Raw genomic sequence first — 17,155 nt, 5'->3', positions numbered from 1 at the left:
CATTACAAGACACATTGCGAACTATAACTCATTATCTCCCCCAAACGCCCTGTACGGCAATCTGATTATTAACTATAATGATCAGTTGGCTAATTTCTGTGGCTTATCTAACCTACTTCAGAATGGATCATACAATGGCCAAAGCATAATCCACAACAACCTAAAAGTAGTATCTGATCAGGATATTGCTCAAGGAAATTGTAAGTAGATACTATAGCTTAGCCTAAGCTTAGCATGATTTCAGACAGCTAAATCACAAAAACACAGGAACAAAAAAAGCCCCTTCTATAACAGAAGAGGCTTTTTAGTATTGAACATAAGTAATTATAAATCTCTTTTGACCACTAGTTTAATGGTAGCCCAATAGAACAATATCATAAAGCCTACCACAGCTCCCAGTTCTGGAAGCGTAATGTAGTCCTGCACTTCCTGGAAAATATACTTAGGGAATGGTATGTGTATTAACTGGTTAGTGGCCTTTACTGGCAATACATAACCAATCCAGTCATAGCCGAGGTAAGTCATTCTGCCCCATATCACATTCTCCACTACCAAGGTCCAGAAGATCAGTACTCCCATAGCAATAATGGATTTCTTGATCAGTGTACCGACAAACAGGGTAAAGATCAGGAAGGTGAATAGCTGTAAGGCAAAGGCCAGAATAAAGTAGGCATCTTCAAAAATAAGACTGAAGCTTACTTCTGTTGAGTAAATCAGACCGGTAATCAACCCTAAAACAAAGAGGAAGGCCGCAGAAATAGCACTGAGGAATCCGGCCATTACGATCTTACTCATAATGAATTCACGCTTGCTCAAACCATCAATCACGTTTTGCCTGATGGTTCTGTAGGAGAACTCATTAGTCACAGAGAAAATCAGGCTGAAACCCAGTAAGAGCTTAAAGAAAATGGCTACACTGGTAATGTTTTGCCAGATATCAGGAAACTCATAGAAAGGGATAATGGTCGGGTCTAACCCATCCATATCGAAGTCTTCTATCTTGCTCTTCAGGTATTGGAAGAAAGGCATTACCCCCACACAAATAATAAAAAGGGCAATCAGGTACATGCTAGCCAGGATCTTAAACGATCTGCTGGGGCGTACTTTTCTTAATTCAATTCGTAATAATCGCATCATGATTGACCTCCTTCCTGTCCTTTAAGTATTTCAAGGAATTGCTTTTCAAGGCTCTTGGTTTTTACCACTAGGTGCTTGGCTGTAATTCCCTGATCGAATAAGTATTTGTTAATATCGGCAGCGCCATAACCATCCTCCATGGTAAGAATGTATTTATCGAGCTCTCGTTTGAGCTGAGTATGCATACTGGAAGCATTGAGTACCTCTTCCAGGTTGTCGGCCTCGGCTTTCACCTCTACACTCAGGCTTCCTTTGCCTACATCTTCTACCAGGCCATTATGAATCAGCTTACCTCTTTGCAGCACACAGAAGTGTGTACAAACTTTTTGCACTTCATCCAGCAAGTGACTGGCTATGATGATGGTTTTGCCACTGTTGGCAATATCAATGATTAGCTCTCTGATTTCAGCAATACCTTGTGGATCCAATCCATTAGTAGGTTCGTCCAGAATCATGACTTCAGGATCACAGAGTAATGCCGAAGCAATAGACAGCCTCTGTTTCATCCCCAGAGAGTAAGTTTTGAACTTTGAGTCTTTTCTTTCCTGCAGACCTACTTTCTCCAGCACCTCTTCCACCCTATGGTAAGGCACTTCCTTGATGTCGCAAACGATCATCAGGTTTTGAACCCCGGTGAGGTAGGGGTAGAAAATTGGATGCTCAAGGATGGCTCCTATTCGCTTTCTGGTATTGGTACTACTCTTTTGACCAAACCACTGAAAAGTACCGGAAGTGGGATTAATAACATCTAGGATCATACCCAGAGTAGTTGTTTTACCACTACCATTGGGCCCCAGAATTCCAAAAACGTTGCCTCGCTTAACCTCCAGATTGAGGCCGTCAAGGGCTTTTATCCTTCCATAGTGCTTGGAAAGATTATGAATTGACAATACAGTATCCAAATCGTGATTGTTTTTTGTTGACCTTATCTAAATGCTTCAGACAAACGAAGATTATCTGAGCTTCCATTGATGAACTGAGAGAGTTCGAGAATTTTACTTACATCGGGGTACCCCTCTATGTCGATGATGTTGAAACCATCTTCAGTACGAACGATGACAACGAATCCTTCCGGTTCTCCCCTGCTTTCTTTCATCATCACATTCATGAGGTTCCCTTCTATTCTTGCCGTAATGAGATCTTCATATCCCTCCTGATGTACATCTTCCACCAGCTGATCGATCATTTGTCGGCTGATATCTGAAGACTCTTCATAGTTGAAGAATTTAATTTTCTCTATGCCATTAATCATCTCAGACAGCTGAGGTAAATCGGCCATATCTTCACCAAACTCTTTCTGTAAACCCATTTGCATACGGGAATACATTTTGAGGGTGCTCTTGTAAAAGAAAAGTTTCAATGAGGGTCTGTGATCGCTGCGGAATCGCTCTACACTACGACTTTGGGCCTGAGCACCAAAGGCTAAAGAGCAGCATAAGATCAGGGTAAAAAGCTTTTTCATGTGTAAAAGGGTTTAATCTCTTTGGTACACATGGAATTCGCAAAAACATAGTTTTTGACAATAAAGAGTCAGCCAGTTTTTGCTCATTACATACATCCAAATTTTGAGCTTTTGACTAAAAATAAAAATCAGGCTGGTGACCAAATCAACCACACCAGCCTGATTAAGTTAAGGATTTCTTAGTTGCCTCCTCCTCTTTGATCGAGGAATTCGAGCTCTTCGAAACCTTGCATTCCAATCTTCTTGGAAAGCTTATATAGTGCATTCAGATCGATGCCATCGCCTACTATGCTAAGGAGGCCGAACTCATCGCTGCCACCCATGACCATGAATAGCTCATCGATTCTATTATTCTTTTCTTTGATCAGGAACCTGATGTCCTTGTCGTCATCTCTAACTGACATCAGCTCTTCAAAGTCTTTTCCTTCAACCAGTTTGATGGCTTCATTGTACATTTTTCTACCATCAACACCACGTTCTTTGCCTAAGACCTGAACTCTCTTGATTTTTCCCAGAGACTCTTCGATCATTTTTTGTTCATCAGCATTATCCATTTCCAGCTTACTAATCATCTGGAACATTTTTCCACTGAAGTTGATGTGCGTAAATGAGGTATCGGAAACATATTTTCTAAAGTACTTCGATATCGCATCATCCTGAGCATTTGCACTCAATGCAAACACTGCCATCACCATTGTTAATACTAACTTTTTCATATTCGATTTTTGACTAATTATTTTCAACATTCATTTCACTTAACATTTCAAGGCCTTCTGAAGCCTCGCTAAGCTTTCCAAAGTCTGCAAATTCTGAAGGCACTTTGCTGAGGTTATTCAACTCATTCAGCGTATTCTCTCCTTTATTCAGAAGTTGGGAAACCATTAATAATTGCTTTTTCAATTCTGCATAAGCCACTTCAGGATTTTCGAAAGTATCTTCTACTTCATATGGCTGTTGTTGCTGATAGTACAGGAAACTACTCACACAGAGTACGATCACTGCGGCAGCCACACTGGCATATTGCCTGAAATAACCTCTAAGGCTGATGACCTTCGCACCTTTCTCTTCTTCCATCTGGTCTATTTGGGCCAGCAATTGGGTATCAAAGTCATCGTCTAACCGGGCTTTTTGCTTTTCTCCAAAGTGTGAGAAAAGTGCTTTCTCCTCTTCCAGTTCATCGTCTTCAGAAGTAGCGAGCAATTGACTTAGCTCCTTTTCTTCTTCCTGACTGGTTTCGGCATCCCAGTATTTCTTTAATAGTTCTGATGTCTTAAAGTCCATAAGCATCTACTTTTATTAGGCTTTCTTTCAATTTTCTTCTTGCTCTGAACAGATTGGTTTTCACCAGATTAATATCTATTCCGAGCATATCGGCTATCTCTTTATAAGCGTAGCCTTCAATATCACGGAGATGCATTACTTCCCTTTGTCTGTCTGGTAGCTCTTCAATAAGTCCCATGATTCTTTTCATCAGGTCACTTCTTTCGGTTACTACCAGCGGGGTATCTCTCTCCTTTCTCGTATCGAACTCCACTTCGAACAAATCGGTTTTCTTCACATGCTTACTTCTCAGTTTATCAAGCGATTTGTTCCTTGTGATTTGCATGCACCAGGCTTCCAGATTTTGAATCTGATGAAGTTCATCCCTTTTCTCCCAAACCTTTATCAGGCTCTCCTGAACAACATCTTTAGCCAATTCATCATCCTTCACAATGTGAAGTGAGAAACGATAAAGCTTGTTCTTCAAGGGTAGAATTTCCTCTTTGAAGCGTGATACATCCATAATCAAAAGGTAGACGGCAATAGGTTAAACTAAGTTAACAGCCATGTTAAAAAATTCTATGATTTTCAGTAATTGACTGAAAACCAACTATTAAAGAAAGAGAGTTTAGATTACTTACAAACCTTGCTGCGAAGTGAAATGATCTCAGAAGAGTCTTCAATCTCTTGCTCCAACTGGTCACAAGCCTCTGAGAGAAGCCCTTGCTCGCTTAGGGTTTTAGCCCAGTAGAAATGGAGAAGCGGAATTTTACTATCGAAACGAGCAGCCGTTTCGAAGTTGCGAATGGCATCTTCATAGCTTTCTTTTTTGAGAAAGAGGATTCCCCGGTTTCTATATGCCCAGGCATTCTCGGGTGCTCCTATAATGGCCCTTCTAATATCTTCAGCAGCGGCATCGAGACTATCCATTTGTAAAAGCAGGTAACCTCTGTTGTTATGGTAATATGGATTTCCGGGGTCCATTTTTAGGGCCTGATCGAACCATTCTTCGGCTTTCGCTAACTGACCGGTTTCCATGGCAATCATCCCACGGGTATTGTAGATATTGGGCTCCGAAGCATCTATGCCTTCAGCCTGCGTCAAGAGTGACTGAGCCTTATCCATCTGTTTGAGCATGAAATAGCTATTGGCAGCATTGACCAGTGCTTCAGCATCTTTGGGATCTTTCTCCAACGTGACGTTGAAAGCATTAATCGCTTGCTGATAATCGCCAGATTCGTGATAAGCAATCCCCTTGGTAAAGTAAACATAGGCGGAATCAGGAAACCTCCTCTCCAATCGACTTAGGTCTTCCAGCGCTTTTTCATAACGACCATCAGCCAGGTAGGCATTGGCGCGATTTCTAATGGCATCGGGATAAGCCGTATCTATCTGTACAAGGATGTTAGAATAATCAATAATGGCTTCGGTATATCGGCCGTCCTGGTACAGTGCTACTCCTCTGTTGTTCAGGGCCTCTTTATAATTGGGTTTTATGGTCAAGGCCTCATTGTAAAAGCGTATGGCTTTTTCCAGTTCTCCATTGTTCAATGCCTCGTTGCCCTTAATGAAAAAGCGTCCTGCTTTATCTTCATCGGAATCACATGATAAAACAGAAAGGACAATCAGGAGGAAGAGTAACTTTTTCATAGCAATTTGTCGGCAAATTACGTCATCATCAGGAGTATAAGCAAAGGAAGATACCGTTAAAACGCCCCATTAGTGGCTTCATTTTTGCTTGATTTGGTCCTAAATTAACCACTATGAAAAGGATAGCCACACTCTTACTCACCTTCTTTATTGTTCAGATATATGCTCAGGAACCAAAATTGAGTCTAACAAACCATACGAAGGACACTTTAACAGAATCCAGAAAACCGTTTATTCAACTTTCCTATCAAGGCAAAAATATACCCTGGGGTAAAAATGCCAACCTGGATGCCATCGACCCAAGTTGGATTTCTTCTGTTACACTTTTGAAAGATAATTCCGCAATTTCTCTTTATGGTAAAGATGGTGCTGATGGCGTACTCATTGTTCAGTTAAAGAGCTCTCCTGAAATCAGGTCTTTTTTTGAGAAAGAATCAGAAATCTACCGGAAACTTACCAAAGTTGATCTTTGGCAGGATGCTTCGAACCGGGACTTTGAAAGCGAAAAACGCACACAAAGCATGAAGCAACAGTTCATTACAATCGATGGGGAATCTGTTGATTTTGAAGGTTCTTCAATGGTTATTATAAAGCACAAAGGGGAAGAATTAAGAATACAAAGTATCAATGCATTGAAAGACACCAACGTAGAATTGATAAATTCAATTGAGGTGCTAAAAGATGAAGAGAGTCTTAAAAAATATGAAGCCACTAAGCAGAAGGGGGTTATAATTCTGGAATTCAAAGAGGGAAAAAAAGCAAATAGAGCATTCAAGGAATTGAAGAAAGCTACCAAAAGGAAGAAGTAGTACCTTCTCATCAATTAGTGAAATCGTTTTTCTATTTTGGAGAAACGATTTTTTTATGCGCCTCCAACCACTCAGTTTCCTCCTGCTTTCCATTCTGATTTTTGCCTGCACTCCAGAGGAGAAAACTACTCCCCCCAACATCGTATTGATTCTTGCCGATGATCTGGGCTATGGCGAGCTGGGGAGTTACGGCCAGAAGATCATACAAACACCTAACCTGGACCAACTGGCTGCTAATGGTATGCGTTTTTCGCAATTCTATGCGGGATCACCCGTTTGTGCCCCCTCCAGGTATGTATTATTGACCGGAATGCATACGGGTCATGCCTACATCAGAGGTAATGATGAATGGACTGAGCGTGGAGATGTTTGGAACTATAAAGCGGCTGTTGAAGACCCGGGACTGGAGGGTCAAAGACCGATACCTGATTCTATTGTTACCATGGCGGAAGTTCTGGCCCAGTCAGGTTATCAGTCCGCTTTAGTAGGGAAATGGGGGCTTGGGGCTCCAAATACTGAAGGGGTACCTAATCAACAGGGGTTCGATTATTTCTATGGTTACAACTGCCAGCGCCAGGCGCACAACCTCTATCCTGTCCATGTATGGGAAAACGATAAAAAGGTGGCTTTAAATAATGATACTATTCCCCCGGGAAAGAAACTGGCAGAAGGTGCTGATCCTAATCAGGCTGACTCATATAGTGATTATTATCAAGCTGACTATGGACCTGCCAAAATGCATGAAAGTGCCCTTAGTTTTATCAAAACACGGGATAAAGACAGGCCCTTTATGCTGTATTATGCTTCTCCTCTTCCGCATGTGCCCTTACAGGTTCCGGCCGAATATCTTGAGAAATACAGAAAAATCATTGGGGAGGAAGAACCGTACCTTGGACAAAATGGCTATTTCCCTCATCAGTATCCCAAGGCTGCTTATGCAGCTATGATCGATTATCTGGACCAGCAGGTCGGTGAACTCATTCAGACCTTAAAGGATGAGGGTGTATACGAAAACACTCTGATCATTTTTACCAGTGACAACGGACCTACCTATGCCGGAGGAGTAGATCCTGAGTATTTCAATAGTGCAGGGCCATTCCCTAATGCTTACGGACGCACCAAAGGCTTCTCCTATGAGGGAGGCATTCGCGTTCCTATGATTGCTTCCTGGCCGGGCAAAATTGAACCAGGCTCTACATCTGACCATATCGGTGCCTTTTATGACATTCTTCCCACATTGGCAGAACTCTCTAATACACCGCTCAATAAGGCAGTTGACGGTTTAAGCTTTGCCTCTGTTCTGCAGAGTGGAAAGCCTGGCAAAGAGCATGAATACCTCTACTGGGAGTTTCCTAGTTACAATGGCCAGCAGGCCGTAAGAATGGGTAAATGGAAGGGTATTAGAACCAACATGATGGATGGCAATCTGGACATTGAACTTTATGATTTGGAGAATGACATGGCTGAAACAGAAAATGTAGCCAATGAATATCCAGACATTGTAGAAGATATCCGTAAAATCATGGAGTCGGCTCACGAAGAACCGGCTATCAGTAAATTCAGCATTCCTGTGATTTCAAAAAGATAGATTTATGGCAAAGAATGAAAACAAAACCCAGGAGAATGACGGCAGTGTAGATCATTTTCTAAACAGTGTTAAAGATGACAAAAAGAGGGCCGACAGCTTTGAGATTAAGGCTTTAATGGAGAACATCACCGGAAAGCCGGCTAAGATGTGGGGTACTGCCATTGTGGGCTTCGATGTATATCACTACAAATATGAAAGCGGACGTGAGGGTGATTTTATGAAGGTAGGCTTTTCACCCCGGGCCCAAAATCTTACACTCTACATTATGCCTGGCTTTGGCAGGTATGAAGAATTAATGCAGAAGCTCGGGAAGTATAAAACCGGTAAATCCTGCCTCTATATTAAGAAGCTGGAAGATGTCGACAGGTCGGTTCTCGAAGAACTGGTGAAAGAATCCTACGATTACATGACCAAAAAATACGGGTAAATACAGGTTAAAAGAACTTAGCCCAAATCAGTGAGAAACCTGTCTCTAGGTGTATCACCTATTTTGTATTTATTGTAAATTCCATGGTAGGGTAAGCCCTCATGAGTCGGTAATAAGTCTGTATATGAAAAGATATTTCACCTATCTCTTTGCCATTGTACTGTTTATAGTCTGCATTTTCAATGAAAGACTGATACCTGAAAACATTTCAGACCGCTTTCTGGGTGTTGTAAAAAGAAACATCAAGAAAGACAAACAGGAGTTACTGGCTGATATGAAAGAAATAACCCGCCAGGGTTTGATCTACTTCGAGGTATATGATGGCAGCGGAGAACTGGTCACCGTATTAAAGGAACCACAGGATTTTGATCAGGATGCTATGAAGGGCTTCGGCACCAATAACTTCTCCATCAAATCAGTGAGCAAACACAGCCTGATTGGGCAATTGCAGCTAACCAATACCTTACCTTAGGCTACTACTTTAGCAGCCCATTCCGGTTTAGTCGTATTAACTACGGCTCCTAATTCATTCAGAATATTATATAAGCCAAAATAGGTTCGATTAATATATAAGCCGTCTCTGGCTCCTCTTGAACGTTGCGAGGTTCTGAACTTCTTAGATTCAGAAATCACCTCTCCCATTTTGAATATCTCGGCAAAGTATCGATCATCTCCAAAGTCGAAGACTTCCTGGTGAAATGGTTTTCCCAATAGCTCCATCAGGTCTTTTACTACACCTGAGAAGTAAGCTTTGTCTTCTTCGGTGTCTTCATCATAGATAAACTGAAGCTCTTTGAATCTTCTTTCCAGTTCACTGTCAGCTGTAAGCATGTCCTTTCTGATCAGACTGAAATAAGGATCATAGAACTGGTCCGGAATCTCCTTAACACATCCAAAGTCGATTACTCCCAGGTTACCATGATCATCAATAATGAAGTTACCCGGGTGCGGATCAGCATGCACTTGTCTGAGTGTATGAATCTGATAATCGTAGAAGTCCCACATGGCCTGCCCTACGCGATTTCTGGTTTCCTGATCCGGCTGGGTCTTAATAAACTCCTTAAGCACCTTACCTTCCATCCAATCCATAGTGATTACCCTATCTGATGAATACTGAGGGTAATATTTGGGGAAGTTGAGATGGGGAATATGGGAACAAGCCTCCGAAATTTCTACCGATCGCTGTACCTCCAAATGATAATCTGTCTCCTCCAGCAACTTGGTTTCTACCTCTTCCATATAATGATCGAGGTCACGCTCATTGAGATTCATCAGGCGAACAGCAAAAGGGCGTACCAGTTTCAAATCAGACTTGACGGAATTGGCGACACCGGGGTACTGAATCTTCACTGCGTACTTATGGTCGCCAATGGTAGCCTGATGCACCTGACCAATTGAGGCTGCATTCACTGCAGACTTGGTAAAAGTGTCGAATATATCAGATGGATTTTTCTTAAAGAACTGCTGGAAGGTTTTCACTACCAATGGATAAGACAAAGGAGGGGCAGAATATTGTGCCATCGAAAATTTATCCTGATATGCAGCCGGCAGCATGTTTTTATCCATACTCATCATCTGAGCCACTTTCAAGGCACTGCCTTTCAATTCACTGAGTGAATCATATATATCGCGTGCATTATCAGCATGCAATTCATCCTTGCTCAATGAAGGGTTTACCGCCTTTTTAGCATAATGCTTTACATAGTTTCCACCCACTTTAGCACCTGTCTTCACAAATTTGGCCGCACGTTGGACTTTGGAAGTAGGTATTTTCGACTGCTCCTTCATGTAATGTTCTTATCGGTTTTGGAATAGGAATTTGCCAAAGTCTACTATGGCATCGAGAGGACCTCGGCCCATCAGGTCGAAGGCCAGGTTGACTGATTTTTCAATCGCAGCATCTGTCTTTTCAAAGGCCTTGCTGTCGTCTTTAATCCAGAAGCCAATGACAAACAGGAATTGCAGCCAAAGCGCATCATCGTATTTCTTACCAATGACGGGTCTTTTCTCAATTTCCTCAGTCTCCTCTCCTTCCAGCAAAAGTTCATTGACCCAATCTTTAAATGCTTTTTTGACATCCATGAGGTAATAGGGTGTCAATTCAGGTCTGATCTTCTTAGGAACTGTTTGCAGAATGTAACTTCTATGACTTTTCAGTCGCTCGATAAAGGTGTAAAAGAAAGCGAGCATCTTTTCACGAACGGAATACTCATCATAAACTGAATCGCCTTTGACTGTTTCCAGGGTCTCATTGAAAATCATCAACCAGATATGTTTTTCAATGTTTTCGAAAGAGTTATAATGTTCATAAAACTCTTCCTCCTTGATTTTCAACTCTTTAATGAATTTAAAAACAGACTCAGGGGCTTTGCCATGTTCCAGCACATGAGCGATATATCCTTCCCTGATTTTCTCTGATGGAGACTTTCTGGTAGTCCTTTTCGCTGCTTTCTTTTCTTCCATGCCTGCATAACACCTGTTTGCAGAAAAAGGTTGAGAAAATTAGCACAAGTATTTACCCCTTTTTTACTTTTTAAATTCGTTAGCTTCCATTCGCTCAATGTAGAAGACAGCATCGGCCATATTGGACCAAATTCCCGACATTTCTCCATGCCCATAAATCCTGGCTGCGAAACGTAATCCTTTAAGTCTTTCATGGTTCAGGCCAAGAAAAGCATAAGGCATTCCGGTTTTCTTAATCTGTGCTTCCAGACTCAGTGGATGCGCTGTTCCTAAGTCCATCGGAGGCCTGTTCATGCTCCCATAATTACCTCCTGCGCTGGTAAAAGCAATGGAATACAAACGCTCCTGATAATCAATCTTAAGGTACTGACCAGCAGGCACCATGGCTTGCTCAGGCGCCTCCTCCCCTTCAAATGTACCTAAAAGTGCTCTGCCAAAACCCAAGTGAGAATTAGCACCCCAGGCGATAAGCTTTTCTCCGGGATACAACTCATTCATAATCAGCTCAAAGTTTTCGGCCATTCGTTTATCGCGAATATTGAATACATGAGGGGTATTAGAAGGATTCTGCATATCGGCATTGGTGAACAGACTGATGGTTGAATGGAGGTTCTGAATGTAGCGTGCCATTACTAAATCCTTTCTGCTCTGACCTGCTGTAAGAATGGCCTCTGAAACTGCATTCACCTCCTGTTCTAATTGGTCCTTTTCAGCCTGACTTAAAGGGGATCTAAAAAGCTGCGCTATATTTTCATAAGCCTTCCGGAATTGTGTGTATTTATTTTTCCATTGCTCACCCAGTTGATCCGTCAGGTAGGCATCGATCTCCTGGTACCTGGCAGCCGGAGAAAGCACTGAACCCGTTGGCTGCATATCAAAACCAGCAAGAATGAGAGGATGCTCCGTTTTCGACTGCTCCAAAATATACTCGAATAAAGGCTGCACCTGTTTGCTCTTTGCCCAAACCGGGAATATCCCCAGGTCGAAAACGGCTAAACTATCGGCTCCATTTTGAATAGCTTCCCAAACCCGGTAACAGTCGGCCAGGCCACTCTCGAAGGCCAACACATTATATCCCATTTCTTCATGGAGGTATTTGATTAACCTGGTTTTGGCCAGAAAGGAAGAACCATCACCATGCCCCTGTTCACCAAGAAGGACTATTTCGACTCTTTCTAATTCTTTTTTAAGAAAACTGAGGTCTGAGTAATCAGAAGTGCCAGGTTCAATGCTTTCAATCGGCTGAAGATGCCCCTTCAGGAAATCAACTGAAAGTGTATCATTGGCCTGTGCCGATAAATTGAGGCAAAGAAAACAGGCCAAGGTGGCGTAGATAGATTTCATAGTTTTTGACTTTTCAAGTCAAGTATATGAAGCCCGGTTAAGCTTGTTATATGAAATCTACCAACACTGCTTTTCCCTATACCAAAGCCTTTGGTCAGGCCATCCGCTTTTGAATCAACTCATCGAGAGCAGCGCGATAAGATTCTCCTACAGGAATGAATTGGGACCCTACTTTTACTTTACCCTTTTCCAGCATTTCAATAGCCTTCACCGCAATTACATAAGACTTATGAATCCTAAGGAATCGGTCTGAGGGAAGAATAGGTACCAATCGGGAAAAGCTTTGTAAAGTCATGATTTTATCTTGCCGGGTGACGATGCGCAGATAGTCTTTCATTCCTTCTATATAGAGGATATCATCGAAGGCTACCTTCACTATTTTATATTCCGCCTTAACAAAAATGTAGTCATCAGATTCAGGTTTAGAAGACTCTGTAGCTTTTACCTTTTGAACAGCCTTAAGAAAGCGATCGAAGGAAATGGGTTTCAGCAGGTAGTCCAGTGCTTCCACTTCGAAGCCTTCTACAGCAAATTGATGATAGGCCGTAGTAAATATAATAGCCGCTTTACTCCTGGCAATTCTGGCCAATTCCAGTCCAGTGAGGTCAGGCATCTGAATATCAAGTAAAATCAGATCAACATCATGTTCATCGAGGAAATTCAGTGCGTCCAGCCCATTTTCGAAGGATGCCACATGTTTCATCCAATGAAGCTTCTGCACATAGGTCTCCAGAATATCAACGGCCAGAGGTTCATCATCTACTATTATACACTTGAGTTGGGTCATGGCTGAATTCTTAAAGTAATCAGGTATCGGTTTGACGAAGGACGAATGGATAATGTGTACCGGCCGGGATAAATCAGTTCAAGTCGCCTCTTAATATTTTCAAGGCCAACGCCCCCCACTCCATCTTTCGATTGGCTTAATCCTGTCGGAGACATCGGGTTTTCCACCTGAAACATAATCTCTTCATTGGCCTTGAGGTCTATCTTAATGCAATGCCTTTGATTGAGTTGATAACCATGTTTAAAGGCATTCTCTATAAAAGGCAGCAATAAAAGTGGTGCTATCTGATGGCGACTCACATCTCCTGAAATATTGAAACTCACCAGATCATCAGCTTTAAATCTCAATGACTGCAATTCAATAAAGCTCTTCAGGTGATATACTTCCTTTTCCAGTGGCACAAAGTCAGTGTCTGACTCATAAATCATATATCGCATCAATTCAGACAGTTGCATAATGGCATCGGGTGCCAATGGTGATTGCTTGAATGATAGCGTATGAATGTTATTAAGGGTATTGAAAAGGAAATGAGGATTAATCTGTGACTTGAGAAAGGCCAGTTCACTGGTCAGGTTTTGGGTTTCCAATTCCTTTCTGATTCGCATATTTCGGAAATAGTCGAAGGTGAACTTACCAAAGCCGGCCATCATGATCACAAACAAGCCACCCAAGGTACGCACCAGAAAGACGGTCCAGAATTGTGTGCTCACTATGCTGGTGAACGGGCTTAGATCATCAGGAAAATAAATGATCAGGAACTGATCGATGAGGAAACGAGAAAGCGGGTAAATAGCTAAAATAACGATTACCAGCCCGGTAAAGAACCAGCTCTTCTTTCCCCCTACCAGGTATTGAGGAATGGCTTTGGAATAGAAGTAATAGAAAAGGGGCACATCTGTAATCACTATACTCAGTATGTAAGTAAAATGGTATAGACCCGATTCGCTTTGCCTGATATAGAAAAAGTACGTAAACGCCAGATATAAGAACCAGGCAATGATGTGTACAACCACCTCTACCAGTCCGCCCGAATGCCTGTCTAACCACTGCCTCAGTTTCTCCATAACTTAAAGGTAGAAGATTGACAACAATCAAATGTTACAAACCTGAATGGCTTATTTGTATAAGAAGAGGGTTGGTAGAGATCATTTCCCGATTGGCAGAGAAATATGCACCATTGGTCTAATCATCTATTTACTGTGTCATCAAGAACCACATTTGTTCCGTCATTACCCAAAACAGACCTTATGTCGAATCTGATTATTGAAACTAAAAACCTGAACTTCTACTTCAAGGAGTTCCAGGCGCTCAACCAGGTGAATCTGGAGGTTCCCGAAGGCAGTATTTTCGGCTTCCTCGGTCCCAATGGAGCGGGAAAAACCACTACCATCCGTATTCTGCTGGATCTGTTCCATGCGGGTGAAGGACAGATCAAACTCTTTGGAAAGGACTTCAGCAACGGTCGCGAAGAGATTCTCGAGAAAGTTGGGGCTTTGATTGAAAATCCATCGATCTACAAACACCTGACGGGAAGACAGAATCTGGAGGTGATCAGAAGAATGGTCAATGTGCCTAAGTCGAGGGTTGAAGAAGTCCTGAAGATTGTCCGGCTGGTTGACAATGCTGATAAAAAAGCCAAAAACTACTCTCTGGGTATGTGTCAGCGACTTGGCCTTGCTGCAGCCTTATTGACTGACCCGGATCTGCTCATTCTCGATGAACCCACCAATGGCCTGGACCCCAGTGGTATTATTGAAATGAGAGAGTTGATTACCCGGTTGAATAAAGAGCATGGGAAAACCATCTTCCTTTCCAGTCACATTCTCTCCGAAATTGAGAAACTGGCTACAGATGTGGCCATTATCGATCAGGGCCAAATACTCTATCAGGGTAAACTGGAAGGCCTTCACCAACAGGACGGCCTGATGGAACTTAAGATTGAATTGGAGCAGGTTAATGAAGCCATTGAAGCTCTTCGCAACATGAATTATACCATCTCAGAGCAAAACGGCAGATCTGTCAAACTACCCATTGAATCAAAAGCCGATGTATCCAGAATTAACAAACTGTTGGTACAATCAGGTATAGATGTCTATGGTCTGCAAACCTCTGAAGAAACCCTGGAATCTATCTTCCTCAACATCACAAAAAAATTAGACCAATGAATACAGCCATAGCATTGAAAAGAGGTATCTCAGCAGAGATATACAAGTACCGATCTACTTTTGTCTTTTGGTTCATCATACTGGCTCCTGCCTTTATTCCAATCATTAACCTGATTGTATTTCTCAAAAGAGGTGATGAGATTGTTGAAAGAGGTGGTACCGCCTGGGGTAATTTGTTGCAGTTCAGTAATGGCCCTGCCAATTTCTTATTCCCCTTCTTTGTCTTTATTGTCGCCCTTTTTGTCAGCAATATCGAATGGAACTCAAATACATGGAAGCTCATCTATACTCAGCCAATCAATCGATTATCGGTATTCTTCTCGAAGTTGCTGGTATTCGTTGCTATGCTTTTCGTAAGCCTGATGCTTTACGGAACGCTTATTTTGGTGGTTGGAAAAATTGTCCATACTATCAATCCTGACCTTGGCTTTGGCGATCCATTCGATTTGGTGATGCTCTATGGCAGAACTTTCAGGATGTTTCTGGCTACTCTTGGCTTTGCTTCCATCCAGTTCTACATTAGCCAGCGGACAAAAAACATTCTACTCCCATTGGGAATAGGCATTGGTGGGATTATTTCATTTATGATTGTAGTTCAGGGCTGGGAGTACGCCATGTTTCATCCCTATGGCTACCATGTGGCAGCCTCTGGCGAGTACGTTGGTGCCAGGTCATTATTATTAGAAAATATGCAACCCATCTATCTGAGCCTTGCTGTTTTCCTGATCTTATCTCTAACGGCTGCCATAGATGCCAGCAAAAAGAGAATTGTTTAACCAATGATAGTAAGATTTAAACTTTGAAAAATAATCTGACGAAAGCAGAAACATAAGTCATTTGCAATCGTCATAAAGATATCCCGCTTGTCGGGATTACATACATCCAAATCGTGCCCTGGCTGATTCAGCTGGGGTTCTTTTTTTAAGCATGTTGAAGTGAATAATAATGGTGAAGGCTTCTCCCCTGAGCTTCACATGAATGCAGAAAGACATCTGACTCAAAAAAAGAGAAGGCCTGAATAAATAAATATTCAGGCCTTCTCTTTAGAAGCAGGTAGGTCTAGTAACCTCCACCCATCTGCTCTAATTCCTGCATTGTCATTTTTTTGTAGCCTTCCGGAATATCCAGATTAAACTCATCATCGCTGACATTATTTTTGACGACTTCTGTAGCAGTGATCGTAATGGTCATACCCTCCTGCACAGTGTGCATCTCCAAAGGCATACCTTCAATTCCCTTGTAAGTATATTCCGTATTCTTATTCAAAGGCTTAAGGTCTGGTGTATAATAGATGGTCATTTTGGTACCATCTTCATCCGTTACAATGGCCTTTTTGCATTTGTATCCTGCAATGGTTTTGGTCTCTCCCGTTTCTTCAATCTTCGGGTCTTTCTGATTCTCCAGAGCCTTTTTGTAATCTGCTTCGGTCATGGCCACGGCCATCTTCATGCCCATCATATCCATCAACATCAATCCCGATTTACTATCGTCATGGCTGATCACTGTGGTGGTCATCATACCCATGTCCATGTGAACTCTGGCTTTGTCTCCCTTAAAGGCCAACACCATTTTTGAGTCCTGCATCATCATCATGGCCATTTCTGCCTCATCGCCTTCGGCATCAATTGCAAAGTCAAAAGTGATCTTGAAACTTTCCTGAGCCACAGACAGCTGAGCCGTCATAGCGAAAAAACACAGGAGGAAGATTGAACGCATGTTCTTAATAAGCATAGTTATGTAGTTTTAAATCTTTAGCAAAATAGCTGACTTATACCGGAGTTTAGTCAACAGCTCCCATGTATTTTTAAAATCCGGTGCTCTTTGGAAGAAGTATTAAAGCCTCGTTTGAGGCAGAATAACCTACAAAACACACTCCTATTCTAACTAATCAGTGTTTAGCGATCGGTTTATGTCTCAAAATGAAACAATTGAAACCTCCCCTTTCAACCCGCATAATTCAATAATGATTGAAAACCCAGAAGTCATGTAAATTACATATTGAAGCTATATTTGAGATAAACCTTGTCGACTATAAACATGGATTGAACTTCGGTCTATTCCTT

Annotated in this window: 19 protein-coding genes; 6 read left to right on the top strand and 13 right to left on the bottom strand. The window is 42.0% G+C overall.

The annotated features are described in order from the left end of the window. Window positions 1–324 precede the first annotated feature (324 nt). The 7 genes from ACOOEY_RS18580 to ACOOEY_RS18550 form a co-directional block, all read right to left on the bottom strand. Window positions 325–1,137 (bottom strand): ABC transporter permease, encoded by an 813-nt coding sequence (locus tag ACOOEY_RS18580; RefSeq protein WP_420386227.1) that lies wholly within the window; start codon window positions 1,135–1,137, stop codon window positions 325–327. Continuing rightward, a complete protein-coding gene (locus tag ACOOEY_RS18575; RefSeq protein WP_420386226.1) occupies window positions 1,134–2,039 on the bottom strand; it encodes an ABC transporter ATP-binding protein in 906 nt (301 codons plus the stop codon). Before ACOOEY_RS18575 ends, ACOOEY_RS18580 begins: the two co-directional genes overlap by 4 nt. 23 nt (window positions 2,040–2,062) lie before the next feature. Beyond that, window positions 2,063–2,599, bottom strand: a complete 537-nt coding sequence (locus ACOOEY_RS18570) for a DUF4252 domain-containing protein (RefSeq protein ID WP_420386225.1) — start codon at window positions 2,597–2,599, stop codon at window positions 2,063–2,065. A 179-nt stretch (window positions 2,600–2,778) separates the two neighbouring features. Continuing rightward, entirely contained in the window at window positions 2,779–3,315 is a 537-nt protein-coding gene (locus tag ACOOEY_RS18565; protein WP_420386224.1) for a DUF4252 domain-containing protein, read from the bottom strand. 13 nt (window positions 3,316–3,328) lie between these two features. Further along, window positions 3,329–3,880 carry a hypothetical protein gene (locus ACOOEY_RS18560; protein WP_420386223.1) on the bottom strand — a complete coding sequence of 184 codons (552 nt, stop codon included), beginning with the start codon at window positions 3,878–3,880 and terminating at the stop codon, window positions 3,329–3,331. Next, window positions 3,870–4,382, bottom strand: coding sequence for an RNA polymerase sigma factor (locus ACOOEY_RS18555; RefSeq protein WP_420386222.1), 513 nt, complete (start codon window positions 4,380–4,382; stop codon window positions 3,870–3,872). Before ACOOEY_RS18555 ends, ACOOEY_RS18560 begins: the two co-directional genes overlap by 11 nt. A gap of 110 nt (window positions 4,383–4,492) precedes the next feature. After that, a complete protein-coding gene (locus tag ACOOEY_RS18550) occupies window positions 4,493–5,509 on the bottom strand; it encodes a tetratricopeptide repeat protein (protein WP_420386221.1) in 1,017 nt (338 codons plus the stop codon). A gap of 113 nt (window positions 5,510–5,622) precedes the next feature. Between ACOOEY_RS18550 and ACOOEY_RS18545 the strand changes: the two genes are divergently transcribed. From ACOOEY_RS18545 to ACOOEY_RS18530, 4 genes are all read left to right on the top strand, one after another. Beyond that, window positions 5,623–6,318, top strand: a complete 696-nt coding sequence (locus ACOOEY_RS18545) for a hypothetical protein (RefSeq protein ID WP_420386220.1) — start codon at window positions 5,623–5,625, stop codon at window positions 6,316–6,318. Window positions 6,319–6,373: 55 nt separating this feature from the next. Then, a complete protein-coding gene (locus ACOOEY_RS18540) occupies window positions 6,374–7,906 on the top strand; it encodes an arylsulfatase (RefSeq protein ID WP_420386219.1) in 1,533 nt (510 codons plus the stop codon). 4 nt (window positions 7,907–7,910) lie between these two features. Further along, window positions 7,911–8,333 carry a DUF1801 domain-containing protein gene (locus ACOOEY_RS18535; protein ID WP_420386218.1) on the top strand — a complete coding sequence of 141 codons (423 nt, stop codon included), beginning with the start codon at window positions 7,911–7,913 and terminating at the stop codon, window positions 8,331–8,333. 124 nt (window positions 8,334–8,457) lie between these two features. Next, on the top strand, window positions 8,458–8,805 hold the full coding sequence (locus ACOOEY_RS18530; RefSeq protein ID WP_420386217.1) for a hypothetical protein: 348 nt from the start codon (window positions 8,458–8,460) through the stop codon (window positions 8,803–8,805). Here ACOOEY_RS18530 and ACOOEY_RS18525 read toward each other — a convergent pair. The 5 genes from ACOOEY_RS18525 to ACOOEY_RS18505 all read right to left on the bottom strand — a co-directional run bounded on the left by ACOOEY_RS18525 (window position 8,802) and on the right by ACOOEY_RS18505 (window position 13,991). After that, window positions 8,802–10,121 carry an ABC1 kinase family protein gene (locus ACOOEY_RS18525; protein ID WP_420386216.1) on the bottom strand — a complete coding sequence of 440 codons (1,320 nt, stop codon included), beginning with the start codon at window positions 10,119–10,121 and terminating at the stop codon, window positions 8,802–8,804. The genes ACOOEY_RS18530 and ACOOEY_RS18525 overlap by 4 nt on opposite strands. A 9-nt stretch (window positions 10,122–10,130) precedes the next feature. Continuing rightward, window positions 10,131–10,796 carry a TetR family transcriptional regulator C-terminal domain-containing protein gene (locus ACOOEY_RS18520; RefSeq protein ID WP_420386215.1) on the bottom strand — a complete coding sequence of 222 codons (666 nt, stop codon included), beginning with the start codon at window positions 10,794–10,796 and terminating at the stop codon, window positions 10,131–10,133. Window positions 10,797–10,859: 63 nt separating this feature from the next. After that, window positions 10,860–12,140 (bottom strand): erythromycin esterase family protein, encoded by a 1,281-nt coding sequence (locus ACOOEY_RS18515; protein ID WP_420386214.1) that lies wholly within the window; start codon window positions 12,138–12,140, stop codon window positions 10,860–10,862. 94 nt (window positions 12,141–12,234) lie between these two features. Next, the gene (locus tag ACOOEY_RS18510) at window positions 12,235–12,927 is read right to left on the bottom strand and encodes a LytR/AlgR family response regulator transcription factor (protein ID WP_420386213.1); all 693 of its coding nucleotides are present in this window, start codon (window positions 12,925–12,927) and stop codon (window positions 12,235–12,237) included. Next, complete coding sequence (locus ACOOEY_RS18505) at window positions 12,924–13,991, bottom strand: sensor histidine kinase (protein WP_420386212.1); 1,068 nt, start codon at window positions 13,989–13,991, stop codon at window positions 12,924–12,926. Before ACOOEY_RS18505 ends, ACOOEY_RS18510 begins: the two co-directional genes overlap by 4 nt. A gap of 183 nt (window positions 13,992–14,174) precedes the next feature. Here ACOOEY_RS18505 and ACOOEY_RS18500 point away from each other — a divergent pair, with 183 nt between their 5' ends. Then, window positions 14,175–15,092: an ABC transporter ATP-binding protein gene (locus tag ACOOEY_RS18500; protein WP_420386211.1), complete on the top strand. Its 918-nt coding sequence runs from the start codon at window positions 14,175–14,177 to the stop codon at window positions 15,090–15,092. Further along, window positions 15,089–15,868 carry an ABC transporter permease gene (locus tag ACOOEY_RS18495; RefSeq protein ID WP_420386210.1) on the top strand — a complete coding sequence of 260 codons (780 nt, stop codon included), beginning with the start codon at window positions 15,089–15,091 and terminating at the stop codon, window positions 15,866–15,868. Before ACOOEY_RS18500 ends, ACOOEY_RS18495 begins: the two co-directional genes overlap by 4 nt. A gap of 283 nt (window positions 15,869–16,151) precedes the next feature. Here the strand turns inward: ACOOEY_RS18495 and ACOOEY_RS18490 are convergent, their stop codons facing one another. Further along, window positions 16,152–16,823 carry a DUF4412 domain-containing protein gene (locus ACOOEY_RS18490; RefSeq protein WP_420386209.1) on the bottom strand — a complete coding sequence of 224 codons (672 nt, stop codon included), beginning with the start codon at window positions 16,821–16,823 and terminating at the stop codon, window positions 16,152–16,154. Window positions 16,824–17,155 lie beyond the last annotated feature (332 nt).

The organism is Roseivirga sp., from assembly GCF_965216855.1.
Lineage (GTDB): Bacteria > Bacteroidota > Bacteroidia > Cytophagales > Cyclobacteriaceae > Roseivirga.
This window is presented reverse-complemented; position numbering and strand designations above follow the sequence as displayed.